We start from the raw sequence: 21277 nt of genomic DNA on the forward strand, positions 1-21277 counted from the left end.
CGCGTACCTCCCGCGTACCTCCCGCCGACCGGCGCGGATCCGCGGGTCAGCCCTCAGGCCAGCAGCCCAGGGATGGTGCCCTCGTGCACCGCGCCCAGCTCGGCGAGCGGGATCGCGAACTCGCCCTGCACCTCGACCGCGTCACCGTCGATCACACCGATCCGGCTGACCGGCAGGCCGCGCGCACCGCACATGTCGGTGAAGCGCAGCTCCTCGGAGCGCGGCACCGCGACGATCGCGCGGCCGGCGGACTCGGAGAACAGGAAGGTGAAGGCGTCGAGGCCGTCGGGGACGACCAGCCGGGCGCCCTGGCCGCCGCGCAGGCAGGACTCGGTCACCGCCTGGATCAGGCCGCCGTCGGACAGGTCGTGCGCCGCGTCGATCATGCCGTCACGCGAGCCGGAGATCAGGATCTCGGCCAGCAGCCGCTCCCGCTCCAGGTCCACCGCGGGCGGCAGGCCGCCGAGGTGGTCGTGGACGACCTGCGACCAGGCCGAGCCGCCGAACTCCTCGCGGGTGTCGCCGAGCAGCAGGATCAGCTGGCCCTGCTCCTTGAACGCCATCGGGGTGCGCCGGTTGACGTCGTCGATCACACCGAGGACGGCGACCACCGGGGTCGGGTGGATCGCGGCGTCCCCCGTCTGGTTGTAGAGCGACACATTGCCGCCGGTCACCGGTGTGCCCAGCGCCAGGCAGCCGTCGGCCAGACCGCGGGTGGCCTCGGCGAACTGCCACATCACCGCCGGGTCCTCGGGCGAACCGAAGTTCAGGCAGTCCGAGACGGCCAGCGGCTTGGCACCGGTGGCCGCGACGTTGCGGTAGGCCTCCGCCAGCGCGAGCTGCGCGCCGGTGTACGGGTCGAGCTTGGCGTAGCGGCCGTTGCCGTCGGTGGCGACGGCCACACCGAGGTCGGTGTCGGCGTCGATGCGCACCACACCGGAGTCCTCGGGCTGCGCCAGCACGGTGTTGCCCTGCACGAAGCGGTCGTACTGGTCGGTGACCCACGCCTTGGACGCCTGGTTGGGCGAGCCGACCAGGGCGAGCACCTGCTCGCGCAGCTGCTCGGCGGAGGACGGCCGCGGCAGCCGGCCCGCGTCGTCGGCCTGGAGCGCGTCCTGCCACTCGGGCCGGGCGTAGGGGCGGTTGTAGGTGGGGCCCTCGTGCGCGACCGACCGCGGCGGCACGTCCACGATCTGCTCGCCGTGCCAGAAGATCTCCAGGCGCGAGCCCTCGGTGACCTCACCGATGACGGTGGCGATCACGTCCCACTTCTCGCAGATCTCCAGGAAGCGCTCGACCTTGTCGGGCTCGACGATCGCGCACATCCGCTCCTGCGACTCGCTCATGAGGATCTCCTCGGGCGAGAGCGTCGCGTCGCGCAGCGGCACCGTGTCCAGCTCGACCCGCATGCCGCCGGAGCCGGCCGAGGCCAGCTCGGAGGTCGCGCAGGACAGTCCGGCGCCGCCCAGGTCCTGGATGCCCGCGACCAGGTGCTCGCGGAAGATCTCCAGGGTGCACTCGATGAGCAGCTTCTCCTGGAAGGGGTCGCCGACCTGGACCGCGGGCCGCCGCGAGGGGCCCGTCGCGTCGAAGGTCTCGCTGGCCAGCACCGAGACGCCGCCGATGCCGTCGCCGCCGGTCCTCGCACCGTAGAGGATCACCTTGTTGCCGGTGCCCGAGGCCTGCGCGAGATGGATGTCCTCGTGCTTCATGACGCCCACGCACAGGGCGTTGACCAGCGGGTTGCCCTGGTAGCAGGGGTCGAAGACGACCTCGCCGCCGATGTTGGGCAGGCCCAGGCAGTTGCCGTAGCCGCCGACGCCCGCGACGACGCCGGGCAGCACCCGCTTGGTGTCGGGGTGGTCCGCGGCGCCGAAGCGCAGCGGGTCCATGACCGCGATCGGCCGGGCGCCCATCGCCAGGATGTCGCGCACGATGCCGCCGACCCCGGTGGCCGCGCCCTGGTAGGGCTCGATGTACGAGGGGTGGTTGTGCGACTCGATCTTGAAGGTGACCGCGTAGCCCTGCCCGACGTCCACCACACCGGCGTTCTCACCGATGCCGACCAGCAGCGCGTCGGTCTGCGGGGCCTTGTCGCCGAACTGCTTGAGGTGCACCTTGCTCGACTTGTACGAGCAGTGCTCCGACCACATGACCGAGTACATCGCCAGCTCGGCGCCGGTCGGGCGGCGGCCCAGGATCTCCCGGATCCGCGCGTACTCGTCCTCCTTGAGGCCGAGTTCCTTCCAGGGCTGGCCGGCCTCGGGGGTCTGCTCGGCCTGCTTGACCGTGTCGAGAGTCATGCGTTGACCAACTTCTTCAGGACCGACGTGAAGAACGCGAGGCCGTCGGTGCGGCCGGTGCCGATCAGCGGCTCCACGGCGTGCTCGGGGTGCGGCATGAGGCCGACGACGTTGCCCGCCGCGTTGCTGATGCCGGCGATGTCGCGGAGCGACCCGTTGGGATTCACGTCCAGGTAGCGGAAGACGACCCGGCCCTCGGCCTCGAGCGCGTCGAGGGTGCGCTCGTCGGCGGTGTAGCGGCCGTCGATGTTCTTCAGCGGGATGGAGATGTCCTGCCCGGCCGCGTAGTCGGCGGTCCAGGCGGTCGCGTCGGTCTCGACGCGGAGGCGCTGGTCGCGGCAGACGAAGTGCAGCCCGGTGTTCCTGAGCATCGCGCCCGGCAGCAGATGCGCTTCGCACAGCACCTGGAAACCGTTGCAGATGCCGAGCACGGGCATTCCCGCGTTCGCTTGTTCGACAATCGTGCCCATCACCGGCGAGAAGCGGGAGATCGCACCGGCACGCAGATAGTCGCCGTAGGAGAAGCCGCCCGGCAGAACCACCGCGTCGACCTGCTTGAGGTCCTTGTCGCGGTGCCACAGCGGTACGGCTTCGGCGCCCGCGATGCCGATCGCGCGCTGCGTGTCGCGGTCGTCAAGCGTGCCGGGAAATGTGACGACGCCAATGCGGGCAGTCACGACTCGACCTTTACGGCGAAGTCCTCGATCACGGTGTTGGCGAGAAAGGTTTCCGCCATCTCCCGAATGCGGGCGAGGGCGGCGTCGTCGACGGGCCCCTCGACCTCGAGTTCAAAGCGCTTTCCCTGGCGGACATCGGAGATCCCGGCGAAGCCGAGGCGTGGCAGCGCGCGCTGTACCGCCTGGCCCTGGGGGTCGAGGATCTCCGGCTTGAGCATGACGTCGACTACGACGCGTGCCACTGGCACTCCCGGTGGTGTGGTGCGTGAGGTCCTCCCAGCGTACCCGGTGGGAAATTCTACGCGAGTAGATATGGGTTCCCCGTCCGATCAGCGTCAGATCATGCATCACGTTTATGTATCGGCTGTCAAAATGCCTGGGGAAACCCGGCGGAAAATCATAGGGTCCCGATGGCGTACAGGCTTGGGATGACACACGGCCGGGAATTATCAGTAACATCTGCCGTCCCATTCCGTGACACCGCACAGCAACGCCCTGAATGCACATTTGTCGACACCTGCGCGTCGGCGTGCCCGCGACACCACAGCCGGGCCGGACCCCGTACCGCGCCGGGCCGTACCAGGCCCCGGCGGTACGGCCCGGTCACCGGCCCCGGCGACTCCGGCCGGTCATCGCGGCGACATGCCGGCGGCGTACGAAAGGACCGATTCCCATGGCGCAACGCGTACTGGTCACCCTCGCCGATGATCTCGACGGCGGCGAGGCCGCGGAAACGATCGCATTCGGCGTCGACGGGCAGTGGTACGAGATCGACCTCTCGTCCGAGAACGCGGACAAACTGCGTCACGAGCTGGCGCCCTACGTCGAAGCCGGTCGCCGCCGCACGCTTTCCGGCCGCGCCTACAAGCGCACCCCCATCGCGCCCACCCCGGCGACCGTGCGGGCGTGGGCGCAGTCGAACGGATTCGAGGTGCCCGCCCGCGGCCGCATTCCCAAGAAGGTCTACGAGGCCTTCAACAAGGCGGGCTGAACGCACCGCAGTTGAGGTGCGCGGCCGGCTCCGCCAGGACCGGCCGCACACCCGCCACCGCGGCGACACGGCCGGTCCTTGCCGACTGGACAGCCACCCCCACCTGTCCGCTAGTGTGTGGAGCACGCCGAGGGCAGGACCGAAAGGCCAGGTCAACGGACATGCGGGTGTAGCTCAGTAGTAGAGCGCCCCCCTTCCAGGGGGGAGGCGCAGTGTGCAATTCCTGTCGCCCGCTCCGATCGCCAACGCGAAAGCGTCACGGTCATTGGCCACTGGTCATTGACATGTGGCGCGTCGGGTAGAGTGGTCAGCACGACCTGCGGACGTGGCTCAGTTGGTAGAGCATCACCTTGCCAAGGTGAGGGTCGCGAGTTCGAATCTCGTCGTCCGCTCGGAAGAAGAAGGCCCCGGTCATCGCGACCGGGGCCTTCCTCGTGCCTGCGTCGTACTCGCGTGGTGCCGCGATCCGCGGGCCCGCGGATACCTGTTTCCGGCCCACCAGCCCGATCGGGTACAGTATCTGCACGACCTGCGGACGTGGCTCAGTTGGTAGAGCATCACCTTGCCAAGGTGAGGGTCGCGAGTTCGAATCTCGTCGTCCGCTCGGAAGAGGAAGGCCCCGGTCATCGTGACCGGGGCCTTCGTCGTGGGCGGTGCGGCGGGGCGGGCCGCGCGTCGGCCCGGCTGTGCCGCCGGCGGGGCTACGACCAGGGGGTGCCGGTCAGCCGCTCGAACGCCTCGATGTAGCGCGCCCTGGACTGCTCGACGATCTCGGCCGGGAGCTGCGGCGGCGGCGCGTCGCCCGTACGGTCCCAGCCGGACGCGCCGGAGGTCAGCCAGTCCCGGATGAACTGCTTGTCGAACGACGGCTGCGCGTGTCCCGGCTCCCACAGGTCGGCCGGCCAGTAGCGGGACGAGTCGGGGGTCAGCACCTCGTCCGCGATGACCAGCTCGCCCTGCGCGTCGTGCCCGAACTCGAACTTCGTGTCCGCCAGGATCAGCCCGCGCTCCCTGGCCACGTCGCGCGCCCTGCCGTAGACCGCGAGCGTCAACTGCCGCAGCCGGGTCGCGGTCTCGGCGCCGATCCGGCGCGCCACCTCCTCGTACGACACGTTCTCGTCGTGGTCGCCGACGTCGGCCTTCGTCGCCGGGGTGAAGATCGGCGCGGGCAGCTCGGAGCCGTCCACCAGGCCCTCGGGCAGCGCCAGGCCGCACACCGTGCGGGACTCGTCGTATTCGAGCAGCCCCGAGCCGGTCAGATAGCCGCGCGCCACGCACTCCACCGGCACCATCGTCAGCGACCGGCACACCATCGTCCGGCCCTCCCAGTCCGCGGGCGCGCCCTCGGGCACGTCGGTGGACAGGACGTGGTTCGGCACCAGGTCGGCCAGCTGCTCGAACCACCACATCGAGAGCCGGGTCAGCACCCGGCCCTTGTCGGGGATGTCGGTGGGCAGCACCCAGTCGTACGCCGAGGTGCGGTCGCTGGCCACCATCACCAGGTCGCCCGCCTCGTTGCGGTACAGCTCGCGCACCTTCCCGGTGTGCAGATGGACCAGTCCGGGCACCTGCACCGGCTCCGGTTTGTCGACGAATCCGGGCATCGGTCGTCCTCCCCAATCAGTGGTTCAGCCCCTGATTCTCGCGTACCGGGAGGGACGGGGCGCGCCGGGACCGCGGGGTTTCCCGGCCGGGTCCAGGAGATTCCCCGCCGACCCCCCGCCGACCCCCCGCCGGCTCCCCGCAGCTTCCCCGGCGGGCCCGGCGCGGGTTCCGCGCCGGTGGCCCGCCCGCGGGTGCGGGGGCCGTCCCGGCAGGGCGTGCGGGTGGTCTGCGGGCCGTCTGCCGCGCCTGTGGGCGCCGCTTCAGTCGTGCTTGCAGATACGGTCCAGCAGATTGGCCGTCGCGCGCTGGATACGCGCGTCCACGTGGCCCGGCCGGTCCAGCGCGGGCGACCAGGCGAAGGTGCCCGACGCGAAGACGTACGCGCCGCTGGGCGAGCGGTAGAGCGATGTCTCCTGGTGGCAGCGGCGGCCGTCCGCCGACTCGTACGGGGAGTGCGCCAGCAGGATGCGCTCGGTGGACTCGGGCAGTGCGGTACGCGGGAAGTAACGGTCCGCCTCACCGGCGACAAGGCCGTCCACCGTGTCGCCCTCGGCCGCCCCCGTGGCCTCCCACAGCCAGTGCCCGGCATTGCGCACCACCAGCGGCGACGGCTGCGGGACCCGGCCCGCGTACTGCACGCCGAGCAGCAGCTGCTCCGGCTCGCCCAGGTCGCGCCACAGCCCGCTGCGGCCCCTGCTGTCGCCGCGCGGCTTGCGGCAGCTCAGCAGCCGGTCGGCGTCGCCGGCCGGCGAGGGCGCCAGATCCACCTGCCAGTACATGGTGTTGGCCGACAGGAAGACCAGCGATGTGCCGAGGTCGCGGGCCGACTCCACGGCCCTGCGCATCGGCACCGACCAGTACTCGTCGTGGCCGGGGAAGACCATGCCGCGGTAGAGCGCGGGATCGACCCGGCCCGCGTGCAGGTCGCGGGCATCGGCGTACGCCAGGTCGTAGCCGTAGCGCTCGGCGAACCGCACGAAGTCGTAGGCGTGCCCGATGTGCAGCGGCAGGCCCGCGCCGGCGTAGGGCCGGTCGAAGGACACCGTCCCCGCCGCCTCCTCCTCGCCGAGCAGCCGGCCCGCCTCGTCCCACGCGTGATAGAGGCTGGCGCCCGTCCTGCCGTCCTCGGGATACAGGTTGTACGCCTGCCAGGTCACGTCGGGCAGCAGCAGGAGCAGGTCCGCGGCGGCCGCGGGGTCCCGCACGGTGAAGGGCACATGGCTGCGGTAGCCGTCGACGGTGGTGAGGACGGCGACATAGGCGCCGGTCTTCCAGTACGGCGGGATCTGGAGCCGCCAGGACTGCCACCAGTGGTGGCAGGAAATCGTCTTTCCCGCCGCCAGCGGGGCCGGCTGCACGATGCCCGACAGCCGGGGGCTGGCGCTGACCTGGGCGGCCCCGTCACCGCCGTAATGCCCGATGCGGTAGACGTCGACGGTGAACTCCTGCGGGGGGTCCACGGTGATCCGGAAGTCGATCGCCTGACCGGGCGACACCGCGCCCGCGGAAGCGAACCCCTTGATCTGCCGCCGCACGTCGTCGGCCGTCCGCGGCCCCGGCAGATGCGGCCGGCGCGGCGCCTGTCCGCTGCTCGCGGCCAGGTCGACGTACCACGGCACGACCTGCCCCTCGTCGCCCAGATACTCCGGCTCACCCCGCAGCCATGGCAGCGGACCCTGCCCGAACGGATCCGACACCCCGTGCGCCAGCGCGCCGGACTCCCACCGCCTGATCGGATCCGTGCCCATCGCTCTTCCCCTCCGTCCCCACCGCGCCGCCCGCCGAAGACGCCGGGGCAATGGTGCGGTACGAGGCAAGCACATCACAGAATGCGGCACCGCTGTCACCGTTCGTGGTGAAAATATGCACCGATTCGATGTCACCGAGGCGCACTTTTCAGTCACGCCCGGCCGTGGGACGCCCACAGGCTCACGGAGACCCGTCGCCGGGCGGACAGGGCCGCCTCGGGGCGGCGGGCACGCGCGGTTCGCCGCCCGCGCGGGGGCGGGCTACGCCAGCCGGACGGACTTCTCCGCGTGGACCCCGAGCGCCGAGAGCCACGCCCGCAAGGGTGCCGCGTCGCCGTTCTCCACCAGGCGCAGCACCGGCCAGCCGAGGTCGCTGCGACGGGCGCCGTCCACGACGAGGGCCGGGCCGTCGAGCCAATCCAGCCCGGCGCCCGCGCCCGCCGTGTCCACGGCCGCGCAGCACACCATCGCGGTGACGTGGTCGGCGAGCAGCTCGCGCCCCGTCCTGGGCGGCAGCAGCTGGTAGACCGGCGTCGGTATCTCCTCGGCGGACGCCGCCACCGGGGCGGCGGCCCTGGCCGCCTCGTCCTGCTCGACCAGCGCCCCGATCCGCGCGGCCAGCTCCTCGCTGCCGCCCGCCGCGAGCCGGTCGATCACCCGCGCCAGCGTGGCCCGGCCCGGTTCGTCCCGCAGCGCAGGGACCGCTCCGCGGTCCGCGGTACCGCGGACCGCCCGGCCGCCGAGCAGCAGACCGCGCCCGTGCGAACCGAACGCCGGGGCCGGGGCCGGGGCCGGCGCCGCCTCCGCAGGGCCGCCGGCCTCGTCGGGCCCGCCGCCCCCGACCCGGGCGCGGGGAGCCGGCCGCACCTCGTCCAGCACGCGTATCAGCCGGGAGGCCTCCACCCGCCAGATCCGGTCCACGACCTCCTCCGGATAGCGCGCCCAGCTCACCGGCGCCCAGTCCGGCCCGGTCCTGCGCGGGCCGCCGTGGAAGAGCCGGGCCGCCAGCAGCGACACCGCCTCGTCCACCAGGCCCGGCTCTTCGAGCAGGTCGCAGGCGGGCCGCTCGCCGAGCCTGGTCTCGAAACCGTCCGCGAGCCGGTCGCGGCGCGACAGCTCGGTCAGCGCGGCGACCACACCCGCGTCCAGCCGGGACGGCCAGCGGCCCATCCGCCACGCAGGCAGCGCCACCCGGGTCAGCAGCCGGTCCCACCCCGCGTACGCCAGACCGACCTGCTCCTGGGCGACGATCCGTAGCCCGTAGTCGACCGCTTGCGCCCGCTCGGACGCGGACGCGGCCACACCCCGCTCCATCTCCGCGACATGCCCGCTGCACCCGCGCAGCAGCAGCCGGGCGGCCCAGCCAAGGAAGCCGTACGCAGGCCGCAGCAGCACCGGGCGCTGCTGCCTTCCCCGCGTCGCGACGCCGGCCGCCGCGTCCAGGCCCCGCACGAAGCGGCGGGCCGCGTATATCTCGGGGTCGGCCGCGGCGCCCGTGCCCGCGACCACCGGGGCCAGCAGCGCCCGCAGCTCGGCGACCCGCATCCACCACAGAAAGGGCGAGCCGATCACCAGCACCGGTGCGGGGCGGCGGTCCGCCTCACCCGCCGCCGGTCTGCGGTCCTCGAGCCAGCTGTCGCAGTCCGGCGTCAGCTCTATCGCGGACGGCAGCGGCACCTGCAACTTCTCCGCCAGGTCCTGCACCATCCGGTGCAGGTCGGGGGCCGCCGCGGCCGACACCGGCACCGCGGGGCTCACCGCGGGCTTGGCCCGCACGATCACCGCGGCCACCGCCGCCGACACCGCGAGCACGACGAGCGCGACGCCCGTCACGCCCCAGCGCACGCCATCCCACGCCCCGCCGCCGATCCGCCCGGTCACCGCGGCCACCTGCAGCACGACCGCGGCCGCCGCCGGCAGCAGCACCGCGCCGAGCGCGGCACCGCGAATCCGCAGCACCGCCAGCGCGCGGGTCCGCGCCACTGCCTCGCCTGCTTCTCCAGCCATCGGGCGCCTCACCCCCTGCGCTGTGGCGACCGCCCCGGTGACGGCCTCCCCCCACTGTCGCACCGCCCACCGACATCGCAATGGCCGTACGGCTGATTGCCGCAATGTCCCGCAGTGCGCCTTCGCGGCACCCTAGTTCGCCCCCGCGGACCAGTCACCCGTACGGCCCACCCATCACTCCTTGGAGTGGCTTCCCCCCAAACTCCCCCCCACCCCACCACCCAAGCGCCACCCCCGCACCGAACGCCGAGCCCCCTCCCCGACCCGCCCCCCTCAGCCCCACCCGGCCGTCACGACAGGCGCAGCCTGAGGGCCGTAAGCCGCAGGCTCAGAGGGCAAGCGTTCTCAGGCAGCGCTGGGGACGCCCCCAGGCGAAGCCCTGGAGCCACGAACGCCGCATGCTCAGGAAGGCCCAGAGGGCAAGCGTTCTCAGGCAGCACAGGGGGCGCCCCCCAGGCGAAGCCCTGGAGGCCGGACGCCGCAGGCGCGCGCATGCACGCTCGGAGGGCAAGCGTTTTTCAGGGGCGCGAGGAACGGCGCGACCAGCCACAACCCACCCGCAGCCCGCAAACGCACACGAGGGGGCACCCCCTCAAAACCCCCGGCAGGGGCGCGAGGAACCGCGAAGGAACGGGGTCCGGGGGCCGCGAGCCACCCCCGGAGGGCTCAGGCCCCGGCCGCCACAGCGGCAGCGATGTCTGTGCGGTGGTGCGCACCGTCGAGGGCCACGCAGTCGACCGCCTTGTAGGCGCGCTCGCGGGCGACCGCGAGGTCCGCCCCTGTGGCGGTCACCGAGAGGACGCGACCGCCGGCGCTGACGACCCGCCCGTCGTCCTCACGCCGCGTCCCGGCGTGCAGGACGTAGGCGTGGCCGCCCTTTTCCGCGATGGTGTCGAGCCCCGTGATGGGGTCGCCGGTCCGCGGCGTGTCGGGGTAGTTGTACGACGCGATGACGACCGTCACCGCGGCGCCTTCGCTCCAGCGCAGCGCGGGGTAGGCGGCGAGCTGCCCGGTGGCGGCGGCCCTGAGCAGCCCGGCGAGCGGCGTCCTGAGCCGGGCCAGGACGACCTGCGTCTCGGGGTCCCCGAAGCGGGCGTTGAACTCGATGACCCGCACGCCGCGCGAGGTGATCGCGAGCCCGGCGTAGAGGAGGCCGGCGAAGGGCGTGCCGCGGCGCCGCAGTTCGTCGACGGTGGGCTGGAGCACGGTCCGCTCGACCTCGTCGACGAGTTTCGGGTCCGCCCACGGCAGCGGCGAATAGGCCCCCATGCCGCCGGTGTTGGGCCCTTCGTCGCCGTCGAGTGCCCGTTTGAAGTCCTGGGCGGGCTGGAGCGGTACGACGGTCTCGCCGTCGGTGACGGCGAAGAGGGACACCTCGGGGCCGTCGAGGTATTCCTCGATGACCACCCTGCCGGGTGCGGCCACGCAGGCGAGGGCGTGCGCCTTGGCGGCGTCCAGGTCGCCGGTGACGACGACGCCCTTGCCGGCGGCGAGCCCGTCGTCCTTGACGACGTAGGGGGCGCCGAAGGCGTCGAGCGCCCGGTCGATCTCCTCGGCGCTGGTGCAGACGTAGCTGCGGGCGGTCGGCACTCCCGCGGCGGCCATGACGTCCTTGGCGAAGGCCTTGGACCCTTCGAGTGCCGCGGCCTCCCGGCTGGGTCCGAAGCAGTCGATGCCGCGCGCCCGTACGGCGTCGGCGACGCCCGCGACCAGCGGGGCCTCGGGGCCGACGATGACGAAGTCCGCCCCGATCGAGGCGGCGAGCCCGGCGACGGCGGCGCCGTCGAGCGCGTCGACGGCGTGCAGCTCGGCCACTTCCGCGATTCCGGCGTTGCCGGGGGCGCAGTGCAGCGACGTCACGTCGGGGTCGAGGGACAGGGAACGGCACAGGGCGTGCTCGCGGGCGCCGCCGCCGATGACAAGGACCTTCACGCGCACCAGGGTAGTGCCCGTGCGGGCACCGGCCGCCCTCACTCTTTCGGGTGACCGTATTCGGCGGCCTATACCTGATCACGCGGCCCGTACGGGCGGATATGCCGCCTTACCCACCCCACGCTCAGCCGTTCGGCGCTAAGAAGAGACCTTCATCACGGCCGGGAAGCGCCGGAAGCCATCGAGGGAGCGTGCAGTGAGCCAGCCGGACATGTTTCCCGAGGAAGCCCCTCGGGAGGAGCCTGAGCGGCGGGCCCTGCACCACCAGCACGAGGACCTGCGGGCGCTACCCTTCCCGCTGGGCGACTGGGGCGAGCCGGCGGAGCGCCTTGAGGAGCTCTACCGCTGGGCGGAGTCCGGCGCCCTGCGGACGACGGACTGGTATCTGCGGAAGCGGGTGTGGAAGCGCCGCGGCGCCCGCGTGCTGCGCTGCGGCGCGGTGCTTTCGGCCGCCGCGGGCGCGGCGATGCCGCTGGTCGAGCTGACCGGCTCGGGCGGCGCCACGGTGACCTGGGGCTATCTGGCGCTGCTGCTGGCCACCGCGTGCGTGGCGGTGGACCGGGTGCTGGGCCTGACCGCGGGCTGGATGCGGGACGTGGGCACCGCGCAGGGGGTGGAGCGGCGCCTTGAGCAGCTGCGCTTCGACTGGGCGTCGGAGAGCGTGCGGGAGGTGCTCGGCCCGACCGAGGGCACCGCGGCGGAGGCGGCGGAGCGCTGTCTGGCGATCCTGCGGCGCTTCTGCGACGACGTCGCCGACCTGGTGCGGACGGAGACCGCGGACTGGATGCTGGACTTCGGTTCGCGCACGTCGGGCACCCCGCTGCGCACCCAGTCCCCCGCGTGGTCGCCCTCCCGGCAGGATGCCCCCGGCCTCCCGCGGCTCCCCCGCCCGGGCACCCGCCCGAACATGCCGCGCCAGCGCCCGCCGGAGAACCCCCGGCAGGGCTGAGCGGGCAGGGGCCGGTGTGGGGAGCGGCCTCAGCTGAAGACGATCATCGAGCCCTGGCCCAGCGAGCGGGTCGCGGCCGCGTGCAGGCCCAGCCAGACGTGGTGTTCGCGGGCGAAGGGGCCGTCGAGGCCGGTCGGCGGCTGGAGGGCGGGCTCTTCGAGGGTGGTGTGGCGGTCCGGCGGGGCCGGCGGGAGGGGCGGGTTGGCCGGGTCGATGCCGATGGCGGGGGCGACGAACTCCAGCTCGCGCAGCAGCCCGTGGCTGGAGCCCAGCGGTCCGCCGCCTTCGAGCAGTTCGTCGCTGACGACGGGGTGCGGGAAGTCCAGCGGCACGTAGGCACCGGCGTGGTCGTAGTGCCAGACCAGGTGCGAGCGCTGCGCGGTGGCCTCGAACATCTCGAGCAGCTGCTCGTAGTCGCCGCCGAGCGCGTCGACCGGGGAGACTTCCAGGCCCTGGAGGCTGAGCAGGTAGGCGCGGCGCAGGAAGTGCAGGGCGTCGTAGTCGAAGCAGGCGACGGGTCCGACGTCGCCTGACAGGCCGGGCATGTAGGCGTAGACCGGTACGGGCGGCTGTCCGGCGTCGCTCAGCGCTTTGTCGTAGCGGGCGAGTTCCTCGGAGAACGGGTTTTCCGGGCTGTGGCAGAGCACGTCCACCAGCGGCACCAGCCACAGGTCGCAGGCCACGAACACTCCATCCGGTCGGGGGCGTACAGCGTAAATCGGCCGTGCCGGTCACGTCAGGAGCGTGCGGGGGCCAGCTTCTCGATCAGGGCGCGGGTGTGGAGGTCGTATTCGGTCGTCAGCAGGTGCGCGGCCGCGGTGTCGCGGGCGGCGACGGCGTCCACGAGGGCGACGTGGCCGGCCCAGCAGACGCCCGCGGGGTCGCTGAGCGCGCGCAGGTGGGGCACCGCGTAGACCCAGGTCTGGGTGCGGATCCGGTCGAGGAACTCGCAGATGTGCGGGTTGCCGCCGATGGCCGTCAGCTCCCGCCAGAAGCGCAGGTCGCAGCCGACGAGGACGTCGAGGCTGCCGGCCCGCGCGGCGTGGGCGGCCGCTTCGGCGCGGCGGCGTACGGAGGCGACGGCCGCCGGCGGCAGGTCGCCCATGCCGCGCTCGGCCATGTCCCTGAAGGCCGCCTCCACGATGAAGAGCCGTGCCGCGCTGAGCGAGCGGAAGTCGGCCGCGGTCAGCCTGCGCACCTGGAAGCCGCGGTGCTGCTCGACTTCGAGCAGGCCCTGTGCGGCCAGGTCGACCAGTGCTTCGCGGACCGGGGTCGCCGAGACGCCGTAGAGCTCGGCGATCTCCTTGACGGTGAAGTGGCGCCCGGCCTGGAGCCTGCCGGTCAGCACCTCGTCGCGCAGGGCGTCGGCGATCTGCTGGCGCAGGCTGCTGCGCCGCACCGGCGTGGCAGGACCGCCGACCTCCGGCATCCCGTCTCCTTGTCGCGTCGCGGCTGGGGGTGGCTTCCCGCCGCGCACCCGCCGCACACGATACGGCGGGGCGGGGCGCGGTGCGCCCGGGAAGGGCGTGCCGCCCGGCACGCGCGCCCCAGGAAGCCGGTCTCCCGGGTTGCGGAACGGCACGCGGCAGTACCGGAAGGAGACGCTCACCCCTACCGGTGTCTGACCACCTGGTAACCCATGGCGTTCATATGCCTATTCTTCGTTCTGGGGTCCGGGAGGCGGAACAGGGCGGGGGAGACGGTATGGAGCAGCTCAGAGCGGAGGATCCGCAGCGGATCGGTGCGTACCGGCTGCTCGGCAGGCTCGGCACCGGCGGCATGGGGCGGGTCTTCCTCGCCCGTTCCGAGCGGGGCCGCACGGTCGCGGTGAAACTGGTCCGCGCCGAGCTGGCCGCCCAGGAGGAATTCCGCACCCGCTTCCGCCGCGAGGTGGTGGCGGCCCGGCGGGTCGGCGGGGCGTGGACCGCGCCGGTGCTCGACGCCGACACCGAGGCCGAGATCCCCTGGGTGGCCACCGGTTACGTCGCCGGCCCGTCATTGCAGCAGGTCGTCAAGGAGTACGGGCCGCTGCCCGAGCGCTCGGTGACGGTGCTCGCCGCCGGGCTCGCCCACGCGCTGGCCGACATCCACACCGCGGGCCTGGTGCACCGGGACCTCAAACCGTCGAACGTGATGATCACCATCGACGGCCCCCGGGTGATCGACTTCGGTATCGCGCGCGCCCTGGAGACCGTCGCCGACGGCTCCGCGACGCTCACCTACACGGGGGCCATGGTCGGCTCCCCCGCCTTCATGTCGCCCGAGCAGGTGCGCGGCGACCGGGTCACCCCCGCATGCGACGTCTTCTGCCTCGGCTCGGTCCTGGCCTACGCCGCCACCGGGCTGCAGCCCTTCGGTGCGGCCAGCAGCGGCGTGCACGCCCAGATGTTCCGCATCGTGCAGGAGCCGCCGGACCTGGAGGAGGTGCCCGACGGCCTGCGCGCCCTGGTGACGGCCTGCCTGGTCAAGGAGCCGGAGCTGCGCCCGTCGCTCGACAGGGTGCTGGAGCTGATCGAGGACGCCTCGGACGAGGCGCCGCAGGACACCCCCGCCGGGCGCGTCGAGCCGTGGCTGCCCGGTGCGATCGTCGCCCAGCTGGGGCGGCGCGCGGTGGAGCTGCTGGAGCTGGAGGCGGAGGCCGAGGTCGAGGCGGAGAACTCCGTGGCCGCCGCCGCGCAGCCGCCTGCCGTGGCCGCGAAGGCGGCGTCCGGCGGCGCGACGCCGGCCGGGCAGGTGCTCCAGGCGGCCGCGGGTGCGGGCGGCGGGACCATGGTGACGGAGCAGCCCGCGGCCATGGAGCAGCCGGCACCGGACCAGGGCACGGCCGCCCAGGACCAGGGCACGGCGCAGGACCAGGGCACCGGCGGAGCGCAGGGCGCGGCCGCTCCCCCGCCGGGCAGCGGGCCGGGCGCACCGGCGGCGGTGCAGAAACCGACGGGCCCCCGGCGCGGCAGGCGCGGCGTGCTCGTCGCCGTCCTGGCACTGCTCGCCGTGGTCGCGGGCGGCAGCACCGCCTACGTCCTGGTCAAGGCGAACGACAACAGCAGCGCGGCGCGCGACGCGCCGCAGGCCACCCAGGGCACCGCCACCGCCACGAGCGGGCCCACGACGGCCCCGCAGACCAGCCCGCCGGCTCCCACCGCCACCGAGACGAGCGCCACCCCCACTGCCACCACGCCGAGCGCGACGCCCTCGCAGACCGCCACGCCCACCGAGTCGGCGAGCACGCCCCCGCCCGCGCCGATGATGGCGGTCGCGCCGCCGAACGGCTTCGTCGGCGTCTGGGAGTCCTCGACCCGCATCCCGCCGGGCATCTACGACAACCGCACCCTGACGATCCACGAGGACGGCAGGGTCGAGTTGAGCGGCTCGCGCGCCGACGGCACCGACACCGTCTACACCTGCGAGTGGTCGATGTCGGTCGTCGAGAAGGGGCCGCCTGCCAAGCTGAGCCCGTCGGTGATCGTCAGCAGCAAGCCCGCCTCCTCCTGCACCTCGGGCACGGGCAGCACGCTGACGCTGATCGACGACACCCACATCGAACGCACCGGCGTCGCGGGCGAGAAGACGCCGCTGACGTACGAGAAGGTCGGCTGACCCCGCTCCTCCCGGCACCGGCCGCTGACGCCCGAGAGCCCCGCACACCCAGGGTGTGCGGGGCTCTCGGGTCGCTGCGAACGCTCAGAGGAAGGAGTTGATCTCGATGGTCTCGGTGCGGCCGGGGCCGACCCCGATCGCGGAGATCGGCGCGCCCGACATCTCCTCCAGCGCCTTGACGTAGGCTTGCGCGTTCTTCGGCAGGTCGGCGAAGGTCTGCGCCTTGGTGATGTCCTCCGACCAGCCCGGCAGGTACTCGTAGATCGGCTTGGCGTGGTGGAAGTCGCTCTGGCTGTAGGGGAGTTCCTCCACCCGGCGGCCGTCGACCTCGTAGGCGACGCACACCGGGATCCGCTCCCAGCCGGTGAGGATGTCCAGCTTGGTGAGGAAGAAGTCGGTCAGGCCGTTGACGCGGGTCGCGTAGCGGGCGATGACCGCGTCGAACCAGCCGCAGCGGCGGTTGCGCCCGGTGGTGACGCCGAACTCGTGGCCGACCGTGCGCAGTCGCTCGCCGTCCTCGTCGAACAGCTCGGTGGGGAACGGTCCGGAACCCACACGCGTTGTGTACGCCTTGAGGATGCCGATCACCCGGGTGACCTTCGTGGGGCCGATACCGCTGCCGGTGCAGGCCCCGCCGGCGGTCGGGTTGGACGAGGTGACGAAGGGATAGGTGCCGTGGTCGACGTCGAGGAGCGTGCCCTGCCCGCCCTCCATCAGCACGACCTTGCCGTCCTCCAGCGCCTGGTTGAGCACCAGCGCGGTGTCGGTCACGTAGTCCCTGAGCCGGTCGGCGTAGCCGAGGTACTCCTCGACGACCTGGTCGGTGCTGATCGCCCGCCGGTTGAAGATCTTGACCAGGACCTGGTTCTTGTCCTGGAGCGCCGCGTCGACCTTCTGGTGGAGGATCGATTCGTCGAAGAGGTCCTGGACCCTGATGCCGACCCGGTTGATCTTGTCCGCGTAGGCCGGGCCGATACCGCGCCCCGTGGTGCCGATCTTCCTGTTGCCCAGGAAGCGCTCCGTCACCTTGTCGATGGTCTGGTGATACGGCGTGATCAGATGGGCGTTACCGCTGATCAGCAGTTTGGACGTGTCCACGCCGCGCTCGTCGAGTCCGCTCAGCTCGGAGAGCAGGACCGCCGGGTCGACGACGACACCGTTGCCGATCACCGGAGTGCATCCAGGTGACAGGATGCCGGAGGGGAGGAGATGCAGTGCGTATTTCTGGTCGCCGACGACCACCGTGTGGCCGGCGTTGTTGCCGCCCTGGTAACGCACCACGTAGTCGACGGAGCCGCCGAGCAGGTCCGTGGCCTTCCCCTTGCCCTCGTCACCCCACTGAGCACCGAGCAGCACAAGTGCGGGCACAGGCGTACACCCCTTCCGGGCGGGGCATGTCCAACGTGCAGAGAGCCGTCGAACCTGCCCCGGAATAGACGAAGCCCCTGACGCAAAGGCGCAAGGGGCTCTTGCACCGAGATTTTACCTGAGGAAGGACCAAGGTGTCGGCTCACCCTCCTGGGCATCCTCCGCCGGACTCCATCCGGGGGTGGCCCCTGCTGCTGGTCATCGATCCGGCAGCACGCGCGACCGACGGCGAGTCCGTGCGAATCGCGAGGGATGTCCTGTGCGCGGGCGCGCCCTCGGTGAAGATCGTCTTCCCCGAGTCCGCGGAGGAGGCCGAGAAGGCGCTGGCCCACCGCGGCCGCCGGCACCCCGTCGTGCTCGGCGACGACGCCGCCCTGCTGCGTACCGTGCGCTCGCTGCACCGCGACAGGACCCTGCACGACGCGCCGGTCTCGCTGGTGCCGATCGGGCCGCGCTCGACGCTGGCCCGCGCGCTCGGCGTGCCGGGCGACGTGCCGGCCGCGGCCCGCGCGGTGCTGGACGGCGCGCAGCGCGAACTCGACCTGCTGGTGGACGAGAGCGGCGGCATCGTGCTCGGCGCGCTGAGCATCCCCTGCGGCAGCCCGGTCTCGCAGACCGCCGCGCACTGGTGGACACCGGTGGAGAAGACCGCCCGCTCGCTGGTCCGCACCCTGACCGCGCCGATACCGGTCAACGGCCACCAGCCGCCCCGGCTGCAACGGCTGCGGGTGGAGGCGGACGGTGTGCTGCTCGCCGACCTCGACCAGCCGGTGCAGGAGATCTCGGTCCGCCCGGCCCCGGCCGGCTTCGCCGAGGTCTACGTACGCCGCACCGAGGGCGCCTCGCACGTACGGGCCAGGGCCCGCACCATCACCGTCTCGGGGCGCGACTTCCGCTACCGCGCCGACTCGGCGATCACCGGCCCGGTACGGAGCAGGACGTGGACCGTGGAGCCCGGGGCATGGCGGCTGACGGTGCCGCGCCGCTGACCGGCGGCCCGGCTCACCAGCTGACCAGCAGCTCCTCCACCCCGCGGATCACGTAGTTCGGCCGCCGGCGCGGCTCCGACACCAGCCGCATCCCGGGGGCGTCGCGCAGGAAGGTGCCGAAGGAGGCCTCGAGTTCCAGGCGGGCCAGCGGGGCGCCGAGGCAGTAGTGGATGCCCGCGCCGAAGCTGACGTGCCGGTTGTCGACCGCGGGGCGGGTGACGTCGAAGCGGTCGGGGTCGGCGAAGCGGGCCGGGTCGCGGTTGGCCGACCCGAAGAGCAGGGCGACCTCCGAGCCGCGCGGGATGACCGTGCCGCCGACCTCGATGTCGTCGAGCACCCAGCGTTCGAACAGCTGCAACGGGGTGTCGTAGCGCAGCATCTCCTCCACGCCGTCCCGCAGCACGGCCGAGCCGTCCTGGAGGAGCCGCAGCTGGTCGGGATGCCGGAAGAGCGCCAGCCAGCCCAGGGTGGTGCTGTTGACGGTCGCCTCGTGGCCCGCGTTGAGCAGCAGCACGCAGGTGGAGACCATCTCCTGCTCGCTCAGCACGTCCCCGTCGTCGTGGACCGCGATCAGCGCGCTGATCAGGTCCTCGCCCGGGTCGGTGCGGCGGGCCGCGATCAGCCGCCGCAGGTAACCGGAGAACTCCTCGCTCGCCGTCACCGCGGCACGGGCGGCGTCCTCGCCCGGGTTCAGCTCGTACATCCCGGTCATGGCAGCCGACCACGGCCGCAACAGGTCGCGGTCGCCCGGCGGTATGCCCAGCATCTCGGCGATGACCGCGACCGGCAGCGGCTCGGCGACCCGGGCGTGCAGGTCGCCGCCGCCGTCGGCGTGCAGGGAGCCGATCAGCTCGCCGGCCAGCCGCCTGACGGTGGGCGCCAGTTCCTCCACGGTGCGCGGGGTGAAGGCCTTGGCGACCAGCCGGCGGATCCGGGTGTGCGTCGGCGCCTCCAGGTCGAGCAGGCCGTTGTCGTTCAGCACGGTGAACGGTTCGAGCTCGGGCGGCGGTCCGGTGCGGCCGAAGTCCTCGTGCGTGAAGCGGTGCAGGTAGGTGCGGCCCAGACGGCGGTCCCGCAGCAGCGCGTTGACGTCGTCGTAGTGCGGGATCAGCCACTGCCGGGTCGGCTCGTAGTAGAGCGCGCGGCCGGCCGCACGCAGCTCCTCGTACGCCGGGTACGGGTCGGCCGCGAAAGCGCGGGAGTGGGGGGCGAAGACAGCGGAGGTGGAGGTCATGGCAGCTCGATGAGTCCGTGTTCGCGCAGGTAGTCGAGTTGGGCGCGGACGGACAGCTCCGCGGCGGGCCACAGTGCCCGGTCGACGTCGGCGTAGACGTGGGCGACCACCTCGGCCGGGGTGCGCAGCCCGGACTCGACGGCGGTCTCGACCTGGGCGAGCCGGTGGGCACGGTGGGCGAGATAGAACTCCACGACGCCCCGGGCGTCGCCGAGCACCGGGCCGTGGCCCGGCAGGACGGTGTCCACACCGCCGTCCACGGTGAGCGCCCGGAGCCGCCGCAGCGAGTCCAGGTAGTCGCCGAGCCGGCCGTCGGGATGGGCCACCACCGTGGTGCCGCGGCCCAGCACGGTGTCCCCTGTGAGCACCGCGGAATCCGCGGGCAGCAGGAAGGACAGCGAGTCCGCGGTGTGCCCCGGGGTGGCGACGACCCGCAGTTCGAGGCCCCCGGTGGTCACGGTGTCGCCCGCGGCCAGCCCCTCGTCGCCGAGGCGCAGCGCCGGGTCGAGCGCGCGCACCGGGCTGCGGGTCAGCTCGGCGAAGCGGGCGGCGCCCTCGGCGTGGTCCGGGTGGCCGTGGGTGAGCAGCGTGAGGGCGACCCGCTTGCCCGCCTGTTCCGCGACGGCAACGACGTTCGCCAGATGGGCCTCGTCCAGCGGTCCCGGGTCGATGACCACGGCCAGCGGGGAGTCCGGCTCCGCGACGATCCAGGTGTTGGTGCCGTCCAGCGTCATCGGCGAGGCGTTCGGGGCGAGCACGCACAGCGCGCGGGCCGTCGCCCACCCGCCGACCTCCGCCCGCGGCTGCCCGGGCACCGTACCACCGGTCACCGGGCCTCCCCCGGCTCGGCGGGGTCTTTCCTTGCGACGCCGACGGCGGCGCGGACGCCAACGGGGGCGTCGGGGCCGACGGCGGCCTGGGCGTCGACGGCGGCCTCGGGCCCGGCGGCGGGCTCGGCAGCGGCCTCCACATCGGCGGCGCCCTCGGGCCCGGCGGCGGCCTCGGCAGCGACGGCGGCCTCCGGGTCGACGCGGGTGAATTCGTCGTGGCCCGGCCAGGTCAGCACCACCTTGCCGGCGGCGTCCACAGTGGCCGTGGCGACGACAGGCGCGAGGTCACGCCCGGACGCGCCGGCCAGCGCCGCCGCGGCTGACCCGTAAGGGAGGAGGTCGCGGAGCATGGTGATGGTCGGCGGCAGCATCATCAGGTCGCCGCGGTCGTAGCCGGCGACGGCCTCCGCGGGCCGCAGCCAGGCCGTACGGTCCGCCTCGCCCGACACGTCCCGGGTGCGCTGGCCCGCGGGCAGCGCGGCGAGGAAGAACCAGGTGTCGTAGCGGCGCTCCTCGAACTCCGGGGTGATCCAGCGGGCGGCGGCCCGCAGCAGATCCGTACGCAGCACCAGGCCCCTGCGGTCCAGGAAGTCGGCGAAGGCCAGGTCGTGGCCGACGAGCGCGGCACGGTCGGCCTCCCAGTCCTCGCCCGTGGTGTCGGCCACGACGGTGCCGCCGTCAGGACCGGCGAGCAGCACCCCCGACTCCTCGAACGTCTCGCGCACCGCCGCGCACACCACCGCCTGGGCGGCGGCCGGGGCGACGCCCAGCAGCCCGGCCCAGTGGTCGAGCGGCGGCCCCGCCCAGCGCACCGGCCGCTCGTCGCGCGGGTCGACACCGCCGCCGGGAAAGGCGTACGCGCCGGCCGCGAAGGCCATCGACGCGCGGCGCCGCAGCATGTGCACGGCCGGGCCACCGGCTTCCCCGGTGTCCCGCAGCAGCAGCACGGTGGCCGCACGGCGCGGCACCACGGGGGTCAGCTCACCCCTGGCCAGCGCCCGGATGCGCTCCGGCCAGGCGGCCGGCACCCCGGCGCCGCTCATCATG

17 protein-coding genes and 3 tRNA genes are annotated in these 21277 nt (G+C 73.1%); 7 read left to right on the forward strand and 13 right to left on the reverse strand.

Annotated elements, in window-relative coordinates; all coding sequences use genetic code 11:
- Nucleotides 1-53: 53 nt before the first annotated feature.
- Genes purL through purS form a run of 3 tightly spaced genes read right to left on the reverse strand, consistent with a single transcriptional unit; the run spans nucleotide 54 to nucleotide 3222 of the window.
- Complete coding sequence (purL, locus tag ACGFMP_RS00455; protein WP_393669383.1) at nucleotides 54-2303, reverse strand: phosphoribosylformylglycinamidine synthase subunit PurL; 2250 nt, start codon at nucleotides 2301-2303, stop codon at nucleotides 54-56.
- The gene (gene purQ / locus ACGFMP_RS00460; protein ID WP_393669384.1) at nucleotides 2300-2980 is read right to left on the reverse strand and encodes a phosphoribosylformylglycinamidine synthase subunit PurQ; all 681 of its coding nucleotides are present in this window, start codon (nucleotides 2978-2980) and stop codon (nucleotides 2300-2302) included. The genes purL and purQ overlap by 4 nt, the downstream gene beginning before the upstream one ends.
- Nucleotides 2977-3222, reverse strand: coding sequence for a phosphoribosylformylglycinamidine synthase subunit PurS (purS, locus tag ACGFMP_RS00465; RefSeq protein ID WP_393669385.1), 246 nt, complete (start codon nucleotides 3220-3222; stop codon nucleotides 2977-2979). The genes purQ and purS overlap by 4 nt, the downstream gene beginning before the upstream one ends.
- Nucleotides 3223-3653: 431 nt before the next feature.
- On the opposite strand from purS, the gene ACGFMP_RS00470 reads away from it, so the two are divergent.
- The 4 genes from ACGFMP_RS00470 to ACGFMP_RS00485 all read left to right on the forward strand — a co-directional run bounded on the left by ACGFMP_RS00470 (nucleotide 3654) and on the right by ACGFMP_RS00485 (nucleotide 4575).
- The gene (locus tag ACGFMP_RS00470; protein ID WP_033177966.1) at nucleotides 3654-3971 is read left to right on the forward strand and encodes an Lsr2 family protein; all 318 of its coding nucleotides are present in this window, start codon (nucleotides 3654-3656) and stop codon (nucleotides 3969-3971) included.
- A 163-nt stretch (nucleotides 3972-4134) separates the two neighbouring features.
- Nucleotides 4135-4206 (forward strand) — tRNA-Gly (locus ACGFMP_RS00475).
- A gap of 84 nt (nucleotides 4207-4290) precedes the next feature.
- Nucleotides 4291-4363, forward strand: a tRNA-Gly gene (locus ACGFMP_RS00480).
- 139 nt (nucleotides 4364-4502) lie between these two features.
- Nucleotides 4503-4575 (forward strand) — tRNA-Gly (locus ACGFMP_RS00485).
- A 97-nt stretch (nucleotides 4576-4672) separates the two neighbouring features.
- On the opposite strand, the gene ACGFMP_RS00490 is transcribed toward ACGFMP_RS00485, so the two are convergent.
- From ACGFMP_RS00490 to purD, 4 genes are all read right to left on the reverse strand, one after another.
- A complete protein-coding gene (locus ACGFMP_RS00490) occupies nucleotides 4673-5575 on the reverse strand; it encodes a phosphoribosylaminoimidazolesuccinocarboxamide synthase (protein WP_393669386.1) in 903 nt (300 codons plus the stop codon).
- Between the two features lie 261 nt (nucleotides 5576-5836).
- Entirely contained in the window at nucleotides 5837-7324 is a 1488-nt protein-coding gene (locus tag ACGFMP_RS00495; protein WP_393669387.1) for a N,N-dimethylformamidase beta subunit family domain-containing protein, read from the reverse strand.
- Between the two features lie 261 nt (nucleotides 7325-7585).
- Nucleotides 7586-9331 (reverse strand): hypothetical protein, encoded by a 1746-nt coding sequence (locus ACGFMP_RS00500; protein ID WP_393669388.1) that lies wholly within the window; start codon nucleotides 9329-9331, stop codon nucleotides 7586-7588.
- Nucleotides 9332-9997: 666 nt separating this feature from the next.
- Entirely contained in the window at nucleotides 9998-11263 is a 1266-nt protein-coding gene (gene purD, locus ACGFMP_RS00505) for a phosphoribosylamine--glycine ligase (protein ID WP_393669389.1), read from the reverse strand.
- A gap of 196 nt (nucleotides 11264-11459) precedes the next feature.
- On the opposite strand from purD, the gene ACGFMP_RS00510 reads away from it, so the two are divergent.
- Nucleotides 11460-12212: an SLATT domain-containing protein gene (locus ACGFMP_RS00510; RefSeq protein ID WP_393669390.1), complete on the forward strand. Its 753-nt coding sequence runs from the start codon at nucleotides 11460-11462 to the stop codon at nucleotides 12210-12212.
- Between the two features lie 29 nt (nucleotides 12213-12241).
- On the opposite strand, the gene ACGFMP_RS00515 is transcribed toward ACGFMP_RS00510, so the two are convergent.
- Both ACGFMP_RS00515 and ACGFMP_RS00520 read right to left on the reverse strand, forming a co-directional pair.
- Complete coding sequence (locus ACGFMP_RS00515; RefSeq protein WP_393669391.1) at nucleotides 12242-12895, reverse strand: hypothetical protein; 654 nt, start codon at nucleotides 12893-12895, stop codon at nucleotides 12242-12244.
- A 53-nt stretch (nucleotides 12896-12948) separates the two neighbouring features.
- Complete coding sequence (locus ACGFMP_RS00520) at nucleotides 12949-13641, reverse strand: GntR family transcriptional regulator (RefSeq protein ID WP_393669392.1); 693 nt, start codon at nucleotides 13639-13641, stop codon at nucleotides 12949-12951.
- Between the two features lie 275 nt (nucleotides 13642-13916).
- Here ACGFMP_RS00520 and ACGFMP_RS00525 point away from each other — a divergent pair, with 275 nt between their 5' ends.
- On the forward strand, nucleotides 13917-15809 hold the full coding sequence (locus tag ACGFMP_RS00525; RefSeq protein ID WP_393669393.1) for a serine/threonine-protein kinase: 1893 nt from the start codon (nucleotides 13917-13919) through the stop codon (nucleotides 15807-15809).
- An 84-nt stretch (nucleotides 15810-15893) separates the two neighbouring features.
- Here the strand turns inward: ACGFMP_RS00525 and ACGFMP_RS00530 are convergent, their stop codons facing one another.
- Nucleotides 15894-17177, reverse strand: coding sequence for an adenylosuccinate synthase (locus ACGFMP_RS00530; protein WP_393669394.1), 1284 nt, complete (start codon nucleotides 17175-17177; stop codon nucleotides 15894-15896).
- A 194-nt stretch (nucleotides 17178-17371) separates the two neighbouring features.
- Between ACGFMP_RS00530 and ACGFMP_RS00535 the strand changes: the two genes are divergently transcribed.
- A complete protein-coding gene (locus ACGFMP_RS00535; RefSeq protein ID WP_393670276.1) occupies nucleotides 17372-18166 on the forward strand; it encodes a diacylglycerol kinase family protein in 795 nt (264 codons plus the stop codon).
- Between the two features lie 13 nt (nucleotides 18167-18179).
- On the opposite strand, the gene ACGFMP_RS00540 is transcribed toward ACGFMP_RS00535, so the two are convergent.
- From ACGFMP_RS00540 to ACGFMP_RS00550, 3 genes are read right to left on the reverse strand one after another with little or no spacing between them, the layout of a single operon-like run.
- Nucleotides 18180-19400, reverse strand: coding sequence for a cytochrome P450 (locus ACGFMP_RS00540; RefSeq protein ID WP_393669395.1), 1221 nt, complete (start codon nucleotides 19398-19400; stop codon nucleotides 18180-18182).
- Nucleotides 19397-20230, reverse strand: a complete 834-nt coding sequence (locus tag ACGFMP_RS00545; protein WP_393669396.1) for an MBL fold metallo-hydrolase — start codon at nucleotides 20228-20230, stop codon at nucleotides 19397-19399. Before ACGFMP_RS00545 ends, ACGFMP_RS00540 begins: the two co-directional genes overlap by 4 nt.
- The gene (locus tag ACGFMP_RS00550; RefSeq protein ID WP_393670277.1) at nucleotides 20227-21276 is read right to left on the reverse strand and encodes an NUDIX hydrolase; all 1050 of its coding nucleotides are present in this window, start codon (nucleotides 21274-21276) and stop codon (nucleotides 20227-20229) included. The genes ACGFMP_RS00545 and ACGFMP_RS00550 overlap by 4 nt, the downstream gene beginning before the upstream one ends.
- Nucleotide 21277 lies beyond the last annotated feature (1 nt).

Origin of the sequence: Streptomyces sp. NPDC049040, assembly GCF_043197715.1 — a bacterium.
GTDB lineage: Bacteria > Actinomycetota > Actinomycetes > Streptomycetales > Streptomycetaceae > Actinacidiphila.